General features: G+C 57.0%; 10 protein-coding genes. 1 reads left to right on the plus strand and 9 read right to left on the minus strand.

The annotated features are described in order from the left end of the window. Nucleotides 1-3 precede the first annotated feature (3 nt). The 5 genes from AB0A83_RS04370 to AB0A83_RS04390 form a co-directional block, all read right to left on the minus strand. Entirely contained in the window at nucleotides 4-2919 is a 2916-nt protein-coding gene (locus AB0A83_RS04370; protein WP_367155494.1) for a PAS domain S-box protein, read from the minus strand. A gap of 15 nt (nucleotides 2920-2934) precedes the next feature. Continuing rightward, nucleotides 2935-3555 (minus strand): YfiR family protein, encoded by a 621-nt coding sequence (locus AB0A83_RS04375; protein WP_150047077.1) that lies wholly within the window; start codon nucleotides 3553-3555, stop codon nucleotides 2935-2937. A gap of 16 nt (nucleotides 3556-3571) precedes the next feature. Continuing rightward, nucleotides 3572-5974: a TonB-dependent siderophore receptor gene (locus tag AB0A83_RS04380; RefSeq protein WP_367155495.1), complete on the minus strand. Its 2403-nt coding sequence runs from the start codon at nucleotides 5972-5974 to the stop codon at nucleotides 3572-3574. A gap of 198 nt (nucleotides 5975-6172) precedes the next feature. Then, on the minus strand, nucleotides 6173-8950 hold the full coding sequence (locus tag AB0A83_RS04385) for an FG-GAP repeat domain-containing protein (RefSeq protein ID WP_367155496.1): 2778 nt from the start codon (nucleotides 8948-8950) through the stop codon (nucleotides 6173-6175). A gap of 394 nt (nucleotides 8951-9344) precedes the next feature. Beyond that, nucleotides 9345-10046, minus strand: coding sequence for a hypothetical protein (locus AB0A83_RS04390; protein WP_367155497.1), 702 nt, complete (start codon nucleotides 10044-10046; stop codon nucleotides 9345-9347). Nucleotides 10047-10650: 604 nt separating this feature from the next. On the opposite strand from AB0A83_RS04390, the gene AB0A83_RS04395 reads away from it, so the two are divergent. Then, entirely contained in the window at nucleotides 10651-13806 is a 3156-nt protein-coding gene (locus tag AB0A83_RS04395; protein WP_367155498.1) for an efflux RND transporter permease subunit, read from the plus strand. Nucleotides 13807-13879: 73 nt separating this feature from the next. Here AB0A83_RS04395 and AB0A83_RS04400 read toward each other — a convergent pair whose 3' ends face one another. The 4 genes from AB0A83_RS04400 to acs form a co-directional block, all read right to left on the minus strand. Next, a complete protein-coding gene (locus AB0A83_RS04400) occupies nucleotides 13880-14797 on the minus strand; it encodes a VOC family protein (RefSeq protein ID WP_367155499.1) in 918 nt (305 codons plus the stop codon). Nucleotides 14798-15319: 522 nt separating this feature from the next. Next, nucleotides 15320-15949 carry a TIGR02281 family clan AA aspartic protease gene (locus AB0A83_RS04405; protein WP_367155501.1) on the minus strand — a complete coding sequence of 210 codons (630 nt, stop codon included), beginning with the start codon at nucleotides 15947-15949 and terminating at the stop codon, nucleotides 15320-15322. Nucleotides 15950-15970: 21 nt separating this feature from the next. Further along, entirely contained in the window at nucleotides 15971-16849 is an 879-nt protein-coding gene (locus tag AB0A83_RS04410; RefSeq protein ID WP_150047086.1) for a DMT family transporter, read from the minus strand. A gap of 12 nt (nucleotides 16850-16861) precedes the next feature. Further along, complete coding sequence (gene acs / locus AB0A83_RS04415) at nucleotides 16862-18799, minus strand: acetate--CoA ligase (protein WP_150047088.1); 1938 nt, start codon at nucleotides 18797-18799, stop codon at nucleotides 16862-16864. Between the last annotated feature and the right edge of the window lie 239 nt (nucleotides 18800-19038).

Below are 19038 nucleotides of genomic sequence, written 5' to 3' on the forward strand. Positions count from 1 at the left end.
CAATCAGGAAATGGCACGTAACGCAGTCAGAATAGCGGGATAATTCAAATCGGCAGCCAACTTCGCCAAGATTTGCGCCAATGTGCGGTTTTGTTCTTGAATTCGGGTTATGGCCTGTTCGATGCGGGCGCCGTCCAGACTGATCAAGGCCGCTTCCAGCTCGGTTCGGAGTGCTGCGTTCACTCCTGTCAGCATGTCGGCGCCCAGGCCTGGTTCGGCCGCAGCCGCGTCCGGATAATCGGCGTAAAGAAACGACACGCCGAGTTGTTTGCCGAGGCAGGCGTATAGTTCGGCGGCTTGAAAGGGTTTGCCGACGAAATCGTCTATGCCGCCGGTTAACATTTCCGCCCGCTGTTCGGTAAAAGCCGATGCGGATACCGCGACGATTTTCACCTTGTTTCCGCCGGGCAACTTTCGGATGATTTTAGCGGCTTGCAATCCGTCCAATACCGGCATTTGTCTATCCATCCAGATGAAATCCGGTTGCCAGCTTTCGAACAAGGCGACGGCTTTTTCGCCGTTTTCCACAGCCATAACGTCCAGGCCGATAGTTTTCATGAGTTGCGTCAACAACAAGCGGTTTTCCGGCTGATCTTCGGCGATTAGAATGCGCAACGGTTTTTGGCCCGGGGCGAGGCCGATCACCGTGCGCTCATCGACTTTTCTGTTGCGTTGAAATTCGCTTGCGCTGGCCAGCTGCAAGGGGATTTCGATGCGGAATAAGGAACCTTTGCCCACTGTACTCTCCAGGCTGATCTTGCCGTTCATCAGTTGCACGAATTGCCGGGAAATGCTCAAGCCCAGCCCGGTGCCTTTGACATTCGCCGCCGGATTGAGTTGTACGAAGGGTTCGAAAATACGCTGCCGCGCTGGTGCGGGAATTCCCGGCCCGCTGTCTTCGACTTCTATGGTTAACGTAGGGAGTTTGCCCGAGGCGGTAGCGATGCGAATGATGACCTGGCCGTGCTCGGTAAACTTGATCGCATTGCCGACCAAGTTGATCAGCACTTGCCGTAAGCGGGCTTGGTCGCCGATCAGGTAGCGGGGAATATCGGCCGCCGACTCCACCTTTAGCTGCAATTGTTTATCCAGGGCGCGTATCCGCATCATGTTCGCAACTTGTTCCACCATGGCCGGTAAATCGTAAGGCGCTTGTTCCAATTGAGTCCTTCCGGCTTCGATTTTGGCCATTTCCAATACGTTGTTGATCAGCGTCAGCAAGTGTTCGCCGCTGTGCTGAATGATTTCCAAATTGCAACGGTCGTCGCCTTGGATTTCGGCGTTGCTCAACAACAAAGATGAGAATCCCAATATGGCGTTTAACGGCGTCCGCAGCTCGTGGTTCATGTTGGCCAGGAAGGTGCTTTTAGCTTTGTTAGCCGCTTCCGCTGCCTCGCAGGCCAGGCGCAATTGCTCGGTGCGGCGTTGTACCGTTTCTTCCAGCAAGTCTTTGTAGCGCGAACGTTCGGCTTCGGCGTGTTTGCGTTCGCTGATGTCCCGGCAAATGGCCAGGTTGTAAACGCTGCCGTCGTATTCGAAATAATTGCAAGTCACCTCGACCGGAAACAGTTTGCCCGAACGGGTGCGGTGGACGGATTCGAATTGCATTTGCCGCTTGAACGACAAATCCTGCCAAAAATTTTGCCAGCGTTCCGCCTGCCATTTCGGGTCGATGTCGGCGATACCCATGTTCCCGGTCAATTCAGCGCGGCTATAGCCTAAGGTATCGGCGGTACTTTGATTGACGTATAAAAAACGCGGATCCTTCTCGCCGGTCAGCAAAATGGTTTCTCGCACTTTATCCAGGGCGAAGCTGAGTAAATTCAATTGGTGCTGGGTCTGTTTGCGTTCGGTTAAATCGTAAACCAGACCGACGAAGCCACCGACAGAGCCGTCGGCGTTCAGCAGTGCGGTGATGCAAAGATTGACCGGGAAGCGCTGGCCGTTCTTGCGAATAAACGTCCACTCATGCTCTTCCGACTGATGGTGCAACGGCCGGGTAACGAAGGCGGTAAATCCGGGCTTTACCGGATAGCCGAGTTCGTCCGACAAGGTTGTCGCGTAGCGGGCGATTTCCTCCGGGTCGTGCCAGCTTAGCGGGGTCGTGCGGCCTATCACTTCGTCGGCACGGTAGCCGAGCAAGCGTTCGGCGGCCGGATTGAAACTGGTGACGATGCCGTCGGCATCGGTGGTGACTATGCCGTAAGCGACGTTATCCAAGATGGTGCGGCGAAAATTGCTCAATTTAAGCAATTCGGCTTCGCGTTCCTCAATCGCATCCATCATCGCGTTAAAGCTGCCGGCCAATCTGGACAATTCGTCGCTGCCGCCGGTTTGCACACGGTGCCGGTAATTGGCGGCCGCTTGAATGGTTTCGGTGGCCGCCGTCAGTTTTGCGATAGGTTCCGCTACCGTGCATTTCAAAACGTGCAATTGAATCGCGGTGGCGGTCAGCATGACCAATAGGCCGGAGGCAAACAACCATGCCAATTGCGCGGTTTGATTTTCCAGTTGTCTAAGACTCATGTGCAACTGCAAATACGCACCGTGGCTCAAGGCCAGTCGCAGTTGCGCGTGCTTGCCGTTGAGGTGCAGGCCGTTGCTCGGCAGCGTTACGGACGGCGCGTCGCCGCTGGTAAAGCCGGCCAGGCGTTCGCCGTTTTGCAGCACGATCTCGGCGCCGAGTATTTCAGGATTGGCGTGCAGCGTTTCTAAAATCTCTTGGGCGCGGCTAGGGTCTTGAAAGGCAATGGCGGCATCGCTGCCTACCGCAACAAACCGGGCGTATGGCTCTATGATTTGCCGGACTCTTTGTTCCAAGGTCAAACGCTGATAAACGGCCAAGCCGGCTGCGCCTAGCAGCAAGGCCAGCAGAGCCGCCGTCCAAAGTACCGATGCCAGCCGGGTTTGAATGCTCATGCTTCACTGCCCTAATCAGCGTACACGGATGAAAGCGCCGTTGACCAAGACATCGTTGGACACTTCCAGCATCTTGGTTTGAATTTTCAAACTTACCGAACGGGCTTGATCCAAGTTGACGCTCATGCCTATCCGGTCGCGGACGTTGAAGCGGATGATGCCGCCTTCGTCGAGGAAGGTATCGGCATCGCCGGCCGTCAAAATAGGCATGCCGCGCGTTTCGGCCAGTATCGCGCGGCGTAGCGTGTCGTCTTGATACGTGACGTAGGCGATGTGGCAATTGCGCGCTTCTTTGGCGTTGCTGACGCGGACGACGGTAAAGCTGCGGCCGTTTTCATTGCGGTCTTGCAGGGTATTGTCCAAAATTTCGCCGAAGGGATCGGGGCCGATCACGCAAATGCGCCAGTGGTCCGCGACGCCGTTAAACGCGCTATCCGGCCAGTCGACATAGTGAGCGAAGTTGCGCAAAAAAGCGGCTTTGACCGAATAAGGGTTTTCTTGTGCCATGGCGTTGGCGTTAAGCGCCGAGGCGGCATACAGGAAAACGAAAGCACCGGAGACGGATGCGGCGAACAAGCGCGTGGTGAGCCGAGTTCGTCGCGCTAAACGGAGCCGGAGTTTGCCTGTCCTTGTCATGATAGGCTCCGACGTCTCAGTAGTTGAGCGAAAAGTTGATCATCAACTCGCGCGGCCGGCCCCGGCTGCTTTGCGAGGGACGATAGTGTTCGTCTAGTAGGTTTTTACCGATGAGATCGATGGTTAAGGCATGGTTACCGAATTTCCAGGTGTAACCGATCAAGGCGTTGAGCAAGGCATAGGTTTGATGCGCCGATTTCGGGGTGTCCGGCAGCAAGGTTTGATCGTAGACAAAGTTAACCCCGCCGCCGAGGTGCAGGCCGGCTAAGTTGGCGTCTTGAAAATCGTAACGGGTCCAAAGATTGGCCAAGTGCGGTGCGCTCATTTGCAGCGGCGCGTCGTGATAGCGCAATACGTTTTTGTAATTGGTGCGGCCGGCCGCGTCCAGCGTCGCCGGGTTTTGCGCCAAAATCGCAGCGTCTTGGCCGCTGAACTCGGTGATTTTGGCGTCCATGTAGCTGTAAGACAGATACATTTGCCAGCCGTCCAAGAGTTTTGCACTGGCATCCCACTCGATGCCGCGCGAGCGTTGTGCGCCGGTTTGCACGCTGTAAATGGTCGTGACCCCCGATGCATCGGTGACCGCCAGATCGTTGACGATGTTGCGGTTTTCGATGTCGAAGTAGGTCAGCGTGCTGCTGATGCGGCCGTCGAATAGGTCGGCTTTGAGGCCGACGTCGAAGCCGCGGCCTTCGCTGGGTTTGGCGGTCGATTGGCTGCCGTCCAGGTTGTTGATCAAAAACGTGCCCGGCACGAAGGATTCCGAATAGCTGCCGAACAGCGACCATTGCGGCGTTAGTTTGAACAGGGCGCCGTATTGCGGGGTCACCCGGTTGACGACCGCGCTGGGTTGGTCGATACCGGACAGGCGGTCCGATACTTGCGATTCGGTCAAGGTCCAGCGCCAGCCGCTCAAGATCAACAGACGGTCGTCGAACAAGCCTAGCGTCGAGCCGCCGTACAACGATTTGTCCACCGCATTGACGTTTTGATCGAAGCGGGCGGCGGTCAGCATGGACAGTGGAATGAAGGTGTTGCGGTTCCAAGTGGTGGGGTCGCTTAAATCCCAGCGCGGCAACGGCGAGCCGATAGGGTTGCTACCTAACGCCGGATTGTTGGGGGCTTGGCCGGCCGTGCGATAGAAATTGCGGTCGACGTATTGCCCGCCCAGCAGCAGTCGCAAGCTGGCGAAGCCGAAATCGTATTTTCCAACACCTTGCAATTCTATGCTGTCGTCGCGGTTGCTATAGAACTGATGCCTGACCCGGCGGCCTTGTACCACGGATTGGTTGTTGGCCATGCCCAAATTGCCGGTGAACAAAGCGTCTACATCGTATTCCAGATGCGAATAGCTGCTGCGCAACGACCAGTTGGAATCGACCTTGAAATCGATCCAAGCGCTCAAATTGTGGGTGTTGCTGTGTCGGTAATCGGTATAAGCCATGCTGTTCCAATTATCCGGCAAGCCGGGCACGTCCACTCCGGACAAGTTCGGATCGGTCGCTGTCGGCACTACGCCGGCCCAGGTACCGTAGCCGGGTTTTTGCATCAGCTGCGGTTCTTCGATTTTCTCGAAATGTTCGTATTTCAGCGAGGCGCTGACTCTATCGTTAGGCTGCCACAACAGCGACGGGGAAATATTCCAGGAATGGGCGTCGTAAGCGTCCCAGTAATGCATGTCTTGATCGTAAGAGGCCGCCAACCGGTAAAACAGGGTGTTGGACGCCGGACCGGTTACGTCGGTGTCGAAGCGGTATTCGCCGTAGGAACCGTAGCGGGCGTCCGCATTGACGGCGAATTGCCGTTGCGGGCTTTTGCTGATGACGTTGACGATACCGCCCGGCGCGACCTGGCCGTACAAAAACGATGCCGGCCCTTTGACGACTTCGACCCGGGCGATATTGGTGAAGTCGAAAATCGACGGACCGTGCATGCCGTCGCGTAGAACCTGGATATTGCCGCCGGGTAGCGAGCCGACCGTGAAACCGCGGATGGCCAGGTTGGCGTTGCCTTCGTTGAAATCGTTGCTGCGGTAAGTCACCCCCGGCGAGTAGCGGGCGATGTCGAAAATGTCGCGCGGTTGTTGATCTTTGATAAAAGCCGGTGTAAACGCCTGAACGGCGAAGGGCAGGTCGCGAATCGGCGTATCCAAGCGCGACGCCGAGACTGAATTGGATGCTTTGTAGCCGCTATCCAATTGTGCCGATACCTCGAAAGGGGAAACGACCACGTTGACCAGTTCGCTGATGTCCATATCCGCTACGGCCTGGGCAGGTGTTTTGGCGGTTGTAGGACGCGAAGCGTTTTCGCCCGTAGATGGATTTTCCTGCCAAAAGTCTTCCGTGCGGGCAGGCTGACTTAACAACAATGCTATTGCGCCGATGGTTTTAACCAAGAATGTCGGGCTGTCGCGTCTCATGCTCAGTCTCCTGACAGGAACCGCCTTATTGTAGTACCGAATTTAGGTTTTTTGGCGGCCCGGCCGAAGGCAATACGGCTACGCGCTATGCCGAGCTGGGAAGATTTGGAAGCCTTGCGCTAAAGGTTTGTTTCGCCTTGAGTAGAATGGGCTAGCGGCAGCGTAACTTTCTTTTCACGATGATCCGCAGCCTTGCTGTTATTGCAATTGACTCGGCAAACACAGCGCTTTTGCCGTTTTGCTAATCAATACCTGAGCGCCGAAACGGTCGTTGACGGAACTGATTTGTGAGTTGGGCCTGGTTTGGGCCGGTTTGGTTTTGGCCAAGCGTACAGGATAACACGTCAGTAAATCGGTTTTGCCGAAAGCGGAAGCGCTGCTGTCGTCTAGTGCGGCCGGGGCGCATAACTTAGACGGCGGCGCCAATTTAAACCTGAGAGGACCGGCCTGATCGTCTTGCAACAACAATTCCGTAGGCGTGAATTTCGCTAATGCGGCTTGGCCGGGCTTAGCCTTGGCTACTTTCGCCTTGTAGCATTGGAAATGTGTCAGGCGGGTGTCGTTCAAGGCGGTGGCGCCCCCGTCTCCTGCTGCTTTGGCGCCGGGTGACAACAGACTGGCCGGGGCGGACAGATTTAAACTCAGTTCGCCGAGTTGATTGCTGATGGCGACGGTTTTGGGTTGGAATTTGCTTTGCGCCGGTTTGGTTTTTGTCGGTTGATTCAAATACTCGGTCAGATGGGCGGGGTGGCTGGCTGTTTGCGTGTCGTTTGAGCCGATCGCAACCGGATTGCACAGTTGAGCCGGTTTGCGCAGGTTCATTTTTCTGGCCTGTTCTACCTCGGCCACGCCGAGGGCGTCGGCTACCGGCAACGCATTGACCGGACTGAATTTGGGATAAGGACCGGTGCCGCGCGCTGCCTTGGCCGGGCTGGCTTGCCAGCACAGGAAGGGATCCAAACTACCGCTATCGTCGCTCGGTGCCGTCAGCGGACAATCCTGCGACAGGCAGGCGGCGATGAAGCCGATGCCGGTGGAAACGATCAAATCCGGCTCAGTGTCGTCGTTCAATTGCGCCAGTTTGGCGTCGCCATAGCTGCCCAAGGAAATAAAGCCGCTGAACGTGAAACTGCCGTCGCCGTTGCCGCGCAGGCCGGCCGCGCGCGACGAGCTGCTAATGCTAAAGCCCAAATCCGGTTTGCCGTCCCGGTCGGCGTCGGCGGCCTGTAGACCCGCCAAACTGCCCAAATTCAAACCCAAGGCTTGCGAACCGGCAAAACCGCCATTGCCTTGGCCGGCGAAAAACTCAATATCGTCCTGGTTGTTGCTGCCGATGATCGCGGCCAGATCCAGCTTGCCGTCCAGGTTGAAATCCGCCGTGGCCAGTGACTTGGCAATGACGTCGGCGCGCACGATCTGCGCCGCCTGAAAGCTGCCGTCGCCGTTACCGAGAGCCAGTTGCAAGCTGCCGTTCGGCGCGCTTTCGTTGTCGCCGTAGTGGGCGATTGCCAAATCCGGCTTGCCGTCGCCATTGAAATCGGCGCTGGCAACCGCGACCGGTACCACGCCGACCGCCAGGGCAGGTTGCAAGGTGAAGCTACCCGCGCCGTTGCCCAACAGCAGTGACAGGCTGTTATGCGTCGGATCGGTCGCGATTAAATCGGGATAGGAGTCGTTGTTGAGCCGGGCACTGGTCAGAAACTGATTAGCCGAATAATTAGGCTCCGGCAGGGCTATCGTCTCGGCGTCGGTGAAACTGCCGTCGCCTTGGCCCAAACTGATGAGCAGATTGGGATAGCTGCCCGAGTTCAGAAAGGCGGCGTCCCGTTTGCCGTCGCCGTTCCAGTCGCCGCTGACCACCTTGACGCCGTCAATCGGCCTGGGTAATAGGGTGGGGCTGTCGAAGCGGCCTTGGCCGAGACCGAGCAGTAGCGCGGCTTGTTGGCTGTGGTTGGCGACCAAAAGATCGGCGATGCCGTCGCCGGAAAAGTCGGCGGCCACGCTATCGAGCGCGCCGAGGATGTATCCGGTTCCGTCGGTGGTCGGATAGGCCGGCAAGCCGCTGAAATAGCCGTCGCCCTTGCCGTAAAGCAGGCTTAGGTGGTCGTCGTAACTGTTGGAAACCAGCAAATCGGTTTTGTCGTCGCCGTCCAGATCGACTATGGACACTTCGGCCGGATTGTTTCCGGTCTGGTAATAGCGCGGCGGTGCCAGACTGCCGTCGCCTTGATTCAACAATACGCTGACGTTGTTGCTGCCGCCTGATGCCAGCACCACGTCGGGTTTGCTATCGGCGTTCAAATCGCCGACCCGCACCAAATAAGGCGGCGCGCCGAGCGGAAAACGGCTGGCCGGCAGAAAGCCGCCCGCGCCGTCGCCGAGCAGCACCGCGCCGTTGCTGACCAGATCGGGATTCTGGTCACCGTTCAGGTCGGTTGCCGCCAAGGATTGCGCCAACTCCGGTACCGGAAAGGTTTGGATCGGCTGAAAACTGCCGTCGCCGTTGCCCAGACGCAAGGCGATGGTTTGCGTCTCGTAGTCGTAATCGGCCACCGCCAGGTCCGGCTTGTCGTCGCGATTGAAATCGGCCACCGCTACGTCGAAAGGTAATTTGCCGATGCTAACCGACTGCGGCGCGGCAAAGCCGCCGCTGCCGTCGCCCAGCAGTAGCGACACGTCGCCGACGCCGGCAAACGGATCGCCGAGATTGGCGGTGACCAGATCGATATGGCCGTCGCGGTTGAAATCGCCGGCCTGGATGCGTTGCGGGCGTATGCCGGTGGGAACTGCCGTCGAGGCGTCGAAACTTCCGTCTCCTTTGCCAAAGTAAATGGAAATGTTATTGGTGGGTTCGTTGGCCGAGGCTGCATCGCTAATTCCATCGCCGTTAACATCGGTAAAAATCAGGTCGATCGGCCCCAGCGCATTGGTTACGGCAAAGCGATGGGGCTTGCCGCCAACCGTTGCAACCAACACTTTAGATCCTCCATGCGTGCCGCACTCCTTTTTTAGCGCCTGAACCAACGATTCCCCGTTCCCCAGATTGCTTAGCCAGATGTTCTCGGCAGTTGATGCGACATTGGCCGTGGAAAACTGGAGCGAATTTGAACTCGATGCCGTTGATTTACTTTTGGATCCATCTGCGCAATCTATATCAGATGATTTTGTGCATCCTTGAATTAAAACCAAGCCGCATAAAAAAATCGCTTGGATCAGCCTTCCACGCCTCTCAAAGCGCCGTATTGAACACAATGTTAAAAAGAAGCGAAACCAATGATTGATCCGATCAATCTTTAACGGCAATGGCGTGTTGGTCTTAGGCATTGTGGATTCCTGAAATTCAAACCGGCTAGTTAGTGTTGACCAGACATCAGGGTTTACGAAAAAACCGTTCATATTCGTTTCGCAATAGCCGACAGAACCGAAGCATGCAATCCGGTTGGATAGTGTCCGGCTTGCGGATTAGCGTGACAACGCCGAATTCTCCGGTTTCGGTGAAGTAGCTCAAGGTCAGATGGTCGGCCTTATCGCAGTTATCGAGCGGAAAATCGACGAAAGCCGCGCCTTGGTGGCATTTGAAATCGCTGCCGGGACGGTTGATGCGCGTAGCGAAATATTGGTGTTCCAGACGCACCACCCCGGCATCGACAATTAAGGCGGCGGAGGTGCTGCGCGAGGTGGATTCCGCGGTCGACAAAACAATGCTGATGGTTCGCCAAGTCTGCTCGATGCTGAACGTTCCGGTTTGAGACTGTTGTTCGCCGGCCAGACTTTTGTCGACGCCGGCTTGCCAAACTCCGTTGATGTTGGGCGTGGTGATGCCCAGCAAGCGGCGGGCGACGGAGCACCGCCACAAGTGCGATGAGGTCAGATTACCGAGCAGAATGTATACGATGGGCGTCGAAACCGGAACGGAGCTGATGCTTAGCCATGGCGACGAGTCGGCAATCGCGTGCAACGCATAGCCGATGGCCATGGCTATCGGCGAGGCGAATAAACTCAAGCGCCAATACACGCCAAGGGATTCGGCCGGTTGATTGATATCGTGAACAGTGTAGCGATGGTAAGCCATGATTGCCTCGCACGCAGGAGTCAAGTTTTTAAGGTGGGTGGCTCGATGATGCGAGCTTTGCGGGCTCGGGTCAAGTGTTTCTATAGCCGCTCTTGACAATCCCTTGCTCTTTAACGGATGACAAAGACGTGATTTGATGCTGACCGTTGGATAGTCGAGTGGCAACCGGTTCACCGTGCAGTTTGCGGCTCGATATACCTTACCTGAGTGCTCCGGCTTGCTTGACTAACAGCCGGGGTAAATCCGCTCCGCAGCTTTTGTCGAACGCGGCTCGGCGACCAGGCCGGACGACCGCACTTTGACCGCATTCAACCGCGCCCGCTAGGTTAGGTCTGTGACCATAGGCGGGCCGGTTGATCTGCCACGAATGAAAGGTTGTTGTAAGCTTGGCTGATTAGAATTTCGACTTTGCGCCACTTTCCATTCAGCCTTATGCCTTCGTCGTTTCTATGTGCCAGCGATGGGTTCGGTTTCGCTAGCGTTATGAAAACCAGACAACCGGTAGCGATTGCTTGCCGTTTGACGGACGCCGTCCGTAGCCGGGAACAGGCATGCGATAGCGGTTTGCTGCCGTGTGTGCCGGCCGGCCTAAGCAGGCGATAGCATGATCACCTCTAAATTCGTGCACCGCCCGGTGCTTTCCATCGTCATGGCCATCCTGACTATCTTGATCGGCCTGCTGTCGCTGACCCGGTTGTCCGTTACCCAATTTCCCGACATCGCCCCGCCCGAGGTGAGTGTGACCGCCAAGTTTATCGGCGCCAATGCCGAGGCCGTGGTCAAGACCGTCGTCACGCCGCTGGAACGGGCGATCAACGGGGTGCCGGGCATGGCCTATATGGCGTCGGTGTCCGGCAACGACGGCGTCAGCGTGATACAGATTATCTTTAAAGCCGGCACCGATCCGGAAGTGGCCTCGGTCAACGTGCAGAACCGGGTGGCCTCGGTGTTGGACGAGTTGCCGGAAGAAGCGATCAAAGCCGGGGTTATCGTCGAGAAGGTGCAAAACAGCATGTTGTTGTACATCAATATTCTCAGCCGGGACCCGAATCTGGATGAAAAATTTCTGTACAACTTTACCGACATCAACGTGCTCAGGGAGCTGAAACGCATTGAAGGCGTGGGCTTTGCCGACATCATGGGAGCGCGGGAATACGCGATGCGGGTTTGGTTGAAACCCGAGAAATTGCTGATGTACAACATTTCGCCGGCCGAAGTCATCGAGCAATTGCGCGCCTACAACGTCGAGGCTGCGCCCGGCAAGATAGGCGAAAGCTCCGGGCGAGACGCCCAGGCCATGCAGTATATTTTGAAATATACCGGCAAATATAACACCGTCGAAGAGTATGAAAACATCGTTTTGAGCGGTAAAAGCGACGGCGAAATTTTACGCTTGAGAGATGTGGCCGAAGTCGCTTTCGATTCGCAGGATTACGACGTGTTGTCCAAGGAAAACGGCAAACCTTCCGCGGCCATCATGCTGAAACAGCGGCCGGGCAGCAATGCCAAGGAAGTGATAGCCAACATCAAGGCCACTATGGAACGGATCAAGGCCGAGTCGTTTCCGCCCGGCATGGATTACAGTCTGAGCTACGACGTCTCCAAATTTCTGGACGCTTCCATCCACGAAGTGGTTAAGACCTTGCTGGAAGCCTTTGTGCTGGTGGCCTTGGTGGTGTTCGTTTTTCTGCAGGACGTCCGCTCCACCCTGATTCCGGTGGTCACCGTGCCGGTTTCGTTGATAGGCACGTTTTTCTTCCTGCAACTGATGGGCTTTTCGTTGAATCTGATTACCTTGTTTGCCTTGGTGCTGGCGATCGGTATCGTCATCGACGACTCCATCGTGGTGATCGAAGCAGTGCACGCCAAGCTGGAGCAAGGCAATATAGGCCCGAAACGGGCCACCGAACAAGCCATGCGGGAAATCGGCGGTGCGATTGTCGCGATTACCCTGGTGATGTCGGCGGTGTTTTTGCCGGTGTCGTTCATGGAAGGCTCCGCCGGCATTTTTTTCCGGCAATTTTCCTTGACCATGGCGTTTGCCATCGTGCTGTCCGGCATCACCGCCCTGACCTTGACGCCCGCGCTGTGCGCGTTTTTCCTGAAAGCCGTGCACCATCATCCGCAGCACAAAACCGGCTTGCAAAAATTCTTCGCCGGCTTCAACCGCCGGTATAACGGTTTGGCGGAAGGTTACAAAAGACTGATCGGCAGGATAGCCAACCGTAGATCGATTACCTTCGGTATCTTGCTGGGGTTCTCGTTCGGGGCGGGTTTAATCGGCAAGCAGGTACCTTCCGGTTTTATTCCGCAGGAGGACCAAGGCACGATTTACGCCAATATCACTACGCCGTCCGGCGCCACGCTGGAACGCACCGAACACGTGGTGGATGACGTGCAGCGTATTGCGTCGGAGATGGATGCGGTGGATTCGGTATCCAGTCTGGCAGGCTTCAGCGTGTTGTCGGACGGTACCGGGGCGGTCTACGGCATGAATCTGATCAGCTTGAAGGACTGGCAGGACAGACGTCTGTCCGATAAGCAGGTCATCAAACTGCTGGAGGAAAAAACCCGCCACATTAAAGACGGCGGCATCGAGTTTTTTACCCCGCCGCCGGTGCCAGGCTTCGGAAATTCCAGCGGTTTCGAAATGCGTTTGTTGGATAAAACCGGCGGCAGCCTGGAAAATTTGCAGAAAGTCGCCGATGAGTTCGTAGACGAACTTAACCGGCGGCCGGAAATCAGCAACGCGTTCACCACTTTTAACACCCGCTTCCCGCAGTTTCTGCTGCACGTCGATATCGACAAGGCGGCGCAAAAGGGCGTGACCACCGAGAGCGCCATGAGTACCTTGCAAGCCCTGATAGGCAGCGAATATGCCACCAATTTCATTCGCTTCGGCCAGATGTACCGGGTAATGGTACAAGCCTTGCCGGAATACCGTGCCAAACCGGACGATTTGCTGAAGCTGTACATAAAAAACAAAGACGGTCATATGGTGCCGTTTTCTGCATTTTTACGGGTGGAAAAAGTTTACGGTCCCGAACAGGTTACCCGTTACAACATGTATACCTCGGCCATGGTCAATGGTCAGCCCGCCGAGGGCTACAGCAGCGGCCAAGCCATCGAAGCCATCAAGCAGGTGGCGGCGCAAAAATTGCCCAAAGGGTTTGGTTACGATTGGGCCGGTTCGTCGCGCGACGAGGCCAATGCCGGCCATCAGGCCGTTTTTATTTTTCTGATCTGTCTGCTGTTCGTCTATCTGCTGCTGGCCGCCCAGTACGAGAGCTTTCTGTTGCCCTTGCCGGTGATCCTGTCCTTGCCTATCGGCATCTTCGGCGCCATGTTTTTTCTATGGTTGATGGGGCTGGAAAACAATATCTATGCGCAAATCGCCATGATTATGTTGATCGGCATCCTGGGTAAAAACGCGATTCTGATCATCGAATTTGCCGCCTTGAAGCACAAGCAAGGCCAATCGGCGTTCGAGGCCGCCATAGCGGGTGCCGTGTTGCGTTTGCGCCCCATCCTGATGACCTCGTTCGCCTTCGTCGCCGGCCTGATTCCGTTGATGTTCGCGTCGGGGGCCGGCGAAATCGGCAACAACACCTTGGGCTCGGCGGCGGCCGGCGGCATGATCTTCGGCACCGTGTTCGGTGTCATTGTTATTCCGGGCTTGTATGTGGTGTTTGCCGGTGCCGCCGACAAACATCGGCGCAGCGATCAAAAAGAAAAAGCCCCTTTTACCGAGACTTGGTAGCTGTCCGGCGGGGGCTCCAATTCCGCCGGCAAACTTGGGCAGACTTGAAATAGGGGGCTAGCCCGGGGGCAGGTCAACCACAGGCCGGACTCTTTGCCGCCACATATTGGATCACGCAAATGACGGCGTTTTGCGGGTCTTGCAATACGGCAAAGCGGCCGACTTCCGGTATGTCCTGCGGCGGCAGGCACACGGCACCGCCGAGTTGTTGCGCCAGCGCGGCGGTTGCGTCGACGTCGTCCACGGTCACGTAGGTGCCCCAATGCGGCGGCATGCCGGTTTTGTCGGCCGGTATCGCCATCAGGCCGCCGATGTGGTGGCCGTCGCAATTAATCAAGGTGTAATCGACTCCCGGTAAGGCGGTGGGGGCAGGTTCCATTTGCCAGCCGAACAAACTGCTATAAAAGGTTTTTGCCGCTTCCGCGTCGCTGGTTAACAGCTCGCACCAACTGAACATGCCGTGTTGCAGGGAGTTATAGTGGCCTTCACAGCCGGGCGCGGCGTCGGCCGGCTCAGGGGTGCTGCCGCTGCCGGCGAACAAAGCATCCATGCGGCTTTGCAAATCAGCCGGGTCCACGTCTTCCAGGTGGCTGGCGATCATCCAGTGGTGGCCGAACGGATCGGTCAATGCGCCCATGCGATCGCCCCAAAACTGGTCGGCCGGCGGCATGGTTTCCACTGCGCCGGCGGCGATGGCGCGGGCGAAAAAGGCGTCGACATCGGCGACATACAAATGCAGTTTGACACAGCTGCCGCCTAGCGTATGCGGTGCGGTGGACGTCGCCGCCGGGTATTCGTCGGCAATCATGAAATGGGATGCGCCGATGGTGAATTCGGCATGGCCGACGGCGCCGTTCGGCATGTGCAAGCGCATGGTCTCGGTGGCGCCGAAGGCTGCGCGGTAAAACGCCAATGCCGCCGCGGCGTTTTTTACGGTTAAGTACGGGGTTACACTCCGGTGGCTATCCGGAATCGGGTTGATGGTGCTCATGGAATTACTCTCCGGTGGTTATTGTTTGTCACGGGCTGAATTTGCCTTTGCTTGGAAAAGGATGATGTAGCGGGAATGGAAGCATGTCCGCATTTGCGCGGCAAAAGACATTATCCCCTTATCGGCAGCGGGCGCCGACGGGTTAGTCTAACATCTAAATTGTCCTGCGTTAACCATGGCCGGCCGCCGGTTGCGGGATGTTGCCGGACACGGGGTCTGCTCACGCAGCTTTAACCTAACGATCATGAAGGTCTGGAATCGCCCCGGCAAATGAAAGGTAGTTGGTAGGAGCGACGCATAGTCGCGATGATGGCCTTGCGGATCGCGGCTATCTGTCGTTCTTACCATGACTTTCATAGTAAAGAGCAGTTGAGTCTTGAAAAATCCCGTTCGCCCGGAGTTTATCGAAGGGTGAGCGGAATTTTTCAAATATCCGGAGGGTGGGTGTGTTGTAGATCGTCCGAACTTCGACGTTGCTCAGCACGAACGGCCTACAATACACGGCAACTGCTGTTTTTAGGTTTAACGGTCGCTATAGACGGTTTTGCAAACGTTGCGGGCGTCGCAGACTACGTTTTTGCGGATATTGAGATTTTTGCGCGGTTCGGGTTCGGCTGCAGCCGGTTGCACCGGAGTTTCCATCGCCTCGCCCGCGCTAAGGGTCATGGTTTCGCTGTCGTGCGTGATGCGAAAGTGCCTAAGAGCGTTCATGCCGATCAGCGCTTCGTTCAAATTGTCGTTGATGTGGGCGTCCAGGTTGCGGATTTCCAGGCTGCCGATTTTCAGGCTGTCGATGTGAGTCTCGCGTTCTAATATCCTGCCGCCGGCCGTGTTGGCCGGAATGTATTGGCCGTATTGCAGATGCGCTGCGCTGGCCAGCTTGGCTGGTATGACGGTCTTGGTCGCGCCGGTGTCGATCAAAAACGGTATCGGAGTGCCGTTGACCAGTGCGGTACCGCGAAAATGGCCGTAACGGTCGATTTTGAGCGTGGTTTCGCCCACAGAAACCAGCGCCTGTTCGGTTTCGCCGCGGGCGGCGTTAGCGGCTACCCGGTTCAAGTATCCATCGGCGGCCAACCACAGCAAGGCCAAGGTTGCGGCGGGATACAACAAATACGGCCAGGAGCCGGCGCGTTCGGTTGGTTTGCTCATGGTTTCCTCCCGGCAGGACGGTTAACCTACCCGCGGTCTACGGTTGGCTAAGCTATGCAAGGCCAAGGCCAGCAAAATTAAGCCGGTGCCCACGATAATTTTCCAGGTCATGGGTTCGTGGTTCACGCTATAGCCCAGCAGCAAGGACAAAGGCGGGGTGATTAAGGTAATCAGCGCCACCGAAGTCGCACTCAGATGGATCAGCAGGAAATAGTACAACACCAAGCCCAACGGGGTCGCCAGCAGGCCCAGATACAGGATAGACCATAGGGTTTGCGGCGTCATGCTCGGCGGCCACGCGCCGCCGTCCGCCGCGTACCAGGTCGCCAGATACAGCGGCAGCGACAACAGCAAGCCGCCCGAGACTTGAGTCATGGCCGGCAAGCCGGCGTCTATCCGTTTCACCCATACCGAGCCGGCCGATTGCAACAGCACTGACAGCAGCATGCCCACCAATGCCGGGATGGCGCCGCCGGGCAGTGCCAATGCCGATTGAAACATCAATACCAAGCCGGCTACTCCCAGCAAATAAGCCGATAGCTTGCCCCAGCCCAAACTGGCTTCGTTCAGCGCAAAAGCCGCCATAGGCGCTGTCATCAACGGGCTTAAGCCGAAAATCACCGATACCCAGCCGGACGGCAAATATTGAGTACACCAATAGGTCAGCAGCAAACTGGCGTAAAGCTGCAAGGCGACGGCGGCGTAAGTCTGCCAGGCTTTGCCGTGCAGCGGCAGATGTTGGCGGGCGAGCGGCATGGCCAGTAACAGGCATAACGCGCCTATGCTCATGCGCGCGGTGGCGGCGAATACGAAACCGACCTCGCCGCCACTCCATTTGATAGCCAGCGGCGTGGTGGCCCAAATCGCCACGACGACCACGTACGCAAACGCAACGCGCATCTTGGACCGGCGTCAACGATGCGCGCGCTGCGCCAGCAAATCGTCGACGACGCCGGGATCGGCCAGGGTCGATGTATCGCCCAGTTCGTGCACGTCGCCGGCGGCAATCTTGCGCAGGATGCGCCGCATGATTTTGCCGGAACGGGTTTTAGGTAAACCCGGCGCCCATTGAATGACGTCCGGCAAGGCGATGGCGCTGATTTCTTCCTTGACCAAATCGACCAATTGCTTTTTCAACTCGTCGCTGGGTTGCACGCCGAGGTTCAAAGTGACGAAGGCGTAGATGCCTTGGCCTTTGATGGCGTGCGGATAGCCGACCACGGCCGCTTCGGCCACGTCGTGGTGCAAGACCAGCGCGCTTTCGATTTCCGCTGTGCCCAGGCGGTGGCCGGAGACGTTGATTACATCGTCCACCCGGCCGGTGATCCAGTAATAGCCGTCGGCGTCGCGGCGGGCGCCGTCGCCGGCAAAATATTTGCCCGGAAAGTGCCGCAAATAGGTGTCCAGAAAGCGTTGATGGTCGCCGTATATCGTGCGCATCTGTCCCGGCCAGCTTTGGGTCAACACCAAAATGCCTTCGGCCTCGCCTTCCAGTAGACGACCTTCGTTGTCGACGATGGCCGGTTGTACTCCGAAAAACGGCAGGGTCGCGGAGCCGGGCTTCAAGGCAATCGCTCCCGGCAGCGGGGTAATCATGATGCCGCCGGTTTCGGTTTGCCACCAGGTATCCACGATAGGGCAGCGGGTTTCGCCGACCACGTGGTAATACCATTCCCAGGCTTCCGGGTTGATCGGTTCGCCCACGCTGCCCAGAATGCGCAAGCTGCTGCGCCCGGTACGTTTGACGAAATCGTCGCCTTGCGCCATCAGCGCGCGAATGGCGGTCGGCGCGGTATAGAAGATATTTACCTTATGTTTGTCGACCACTTGCCAGAAACGGTCGGCGGCCGGATAGGTCGGTACCCCTTCGAACATCAAGGTGGTAGCGCCGTTGCACAAAGGGCCGTACAACACGTAGGAATGTCCGGTAATCCAGCCGATGTCGGCGGTACACCAGTAAATGTCGCCGTCGTGGTAATCGAAAATGTACTTATGGGTCATCGCCGCATACAACAAATAACCGCCGGTGGTATGCAGCACGCCTTTGGGTTTGCCGGTGGAGCCGGAGGTATACAGGATGAACAGCGGATCTTCCGCGTCCATGGTTTCCGCCGGGCAGTGCGGCGACGCCTCGGCCATTGCAGCGCGATAGCAGACGTCGCGCTCGGGATGCCACGGAATGTCGTGGCCGGTGTGCTTGATGACGATGAGGGTCTGCAGGTTGGGGCACTGTGCCGCGGCTTTATCGGCGGTTTGCTTGGAATGGACGATTTTGCCGCCGCGGTAGCTTTCGTCAGAGCAAATCAGCACCCGGCAGTCGGCATCCAGGATGCGGTCGCGCAAGGCGTCGGCCGAAAATCCGCCGAAAACGATGGAATGCACCGCGCCGATGCGGGTACAGGCTAGGATAACTACTGCCGCTTCGCTGATCATCGGCAAGTAAATGCACACCCTATCGCCCTTTTTAACGCCCTGCGCTTTCAGCACGTTGGCGAATTTGCATACTTCCCGGTGTAATTCCTTATAAGTCAAGGTACTGTCGTCGGCCGGGTCGTCGCCTTCCCAGATAATCGCGACTTGGTCGCCGCGGGTTTCCAGATGTCTATCCAAGCAATTGACGCTGACGTTCAATTTCCCGCCGACGAACCAATGCACGTCGCCTTGCGCGAAGTCGCAATGCGTTACCTGTGTCCAGCGTTGTTCCCAATTCAAAAACTGTGCGGCTTGCTCGGCCCAAAAACCTTCCGGGTCGCTGATCGAATGCTGGTACATGCTATGGTAGGTATCGGCGTCGATATGCGCCCGGCGGGCGATCTCGGGTTTTACGGGATAGACATGATGCTCTGACATGGTAATTCCTTTGGTCGGGTCCGGTTCTTGTGCGTGGTAGACGCTGGCATTCGGGAAAATGTAAAGCCACCAAGCGTATCCTAAGCCAGGCGCCGCGTCCACTGGGATTAAGAGGGCGCACGTCAATACAGACGGCGACGAAATAGCCAGCCGGCGTTGGCCAAACACAGTAAGCCGATCAAGGCCAGAGGCCAATATTGGTCGCGCAGCTTGGCGACGTTCAAGCTTTGTCAAGGAAT

The organism is Methylomonas sp. HYX-M1 (assembly GCF_040741385.1).
GTDB classification, from domain to species: Bacteria; Pseudomonadota; Gammaproteobacteria; order Methylococcales; family Methylomonadaceae; genus Methylomonas; species Methylomonas rhizoryzae.

Bases quoted from the DNA above. Each gene is read 5' to 3' on its own strand.
- AB0A83_RS04380 (WP_367155495.1), bottom strand. From the start codon at position 5,974: ATGAGACGCGACAGCCCGACATTCTTGGTTAAAACCATCGGCGCAATA.
- AB0A83_RS04370 (WP_367155494.1), bottom strand. From the start codon at position 2,919: ATGAGCATTCAAACCCGGCTGGCATCGGTACTTTGGACGGCGGCTCTG.
- acs (WP_150047088.1), bottom strand. From the start codon at position 18,799: ATGTCAGAGCATCATGTCTATCCCGTAAAACCCGAGATCGCCCGCCGG.
- AB0A83_RS04405 (WP_367155501.1), bottom strand. From the start codon at position 15,949: ATGAGCAAACCAACCGAACGCGCCGGCTCCTGGCCGTATTTGTTGTAT.
- AB0A83_RS04410 (WP_150047086.1), bottom strand. From the start codon at position 16,849: ATGCGCGTTGCGTTTGCGTACGTGGTCGTCGTGGCGATTTGGGCCACC.
- AB0A83_RS04375 (WP_150047077.1), bottom strand. From the start codon at position 3,555: ATGACAAGGACAGGCAAACTCCGGCTCCGTTTAGCGCGACGAACTCGG.
- AB0A83_RS04390 (WP_367155497.1), bottom strand. From the start codon at position 10,046: ATGGCTTACCATCGCTACACTGTTCACGATATCAATCAACCGGCCGAA.
- AB0A83_RS04400 (WP_367155499.1), bottom strand. From the start codon at position 14,797: ATGAGCACCATCAACCCGATTCCGGATAGCCACCGGAGTGTAACCCCG.
- AB0A83_RS04395 (WP_367155498.1), top strand. From the start codon at position 10,651: ATGATCACCTCTAAATTCGTGCACCGCCCGGTGCTTTCCATCGTCATG.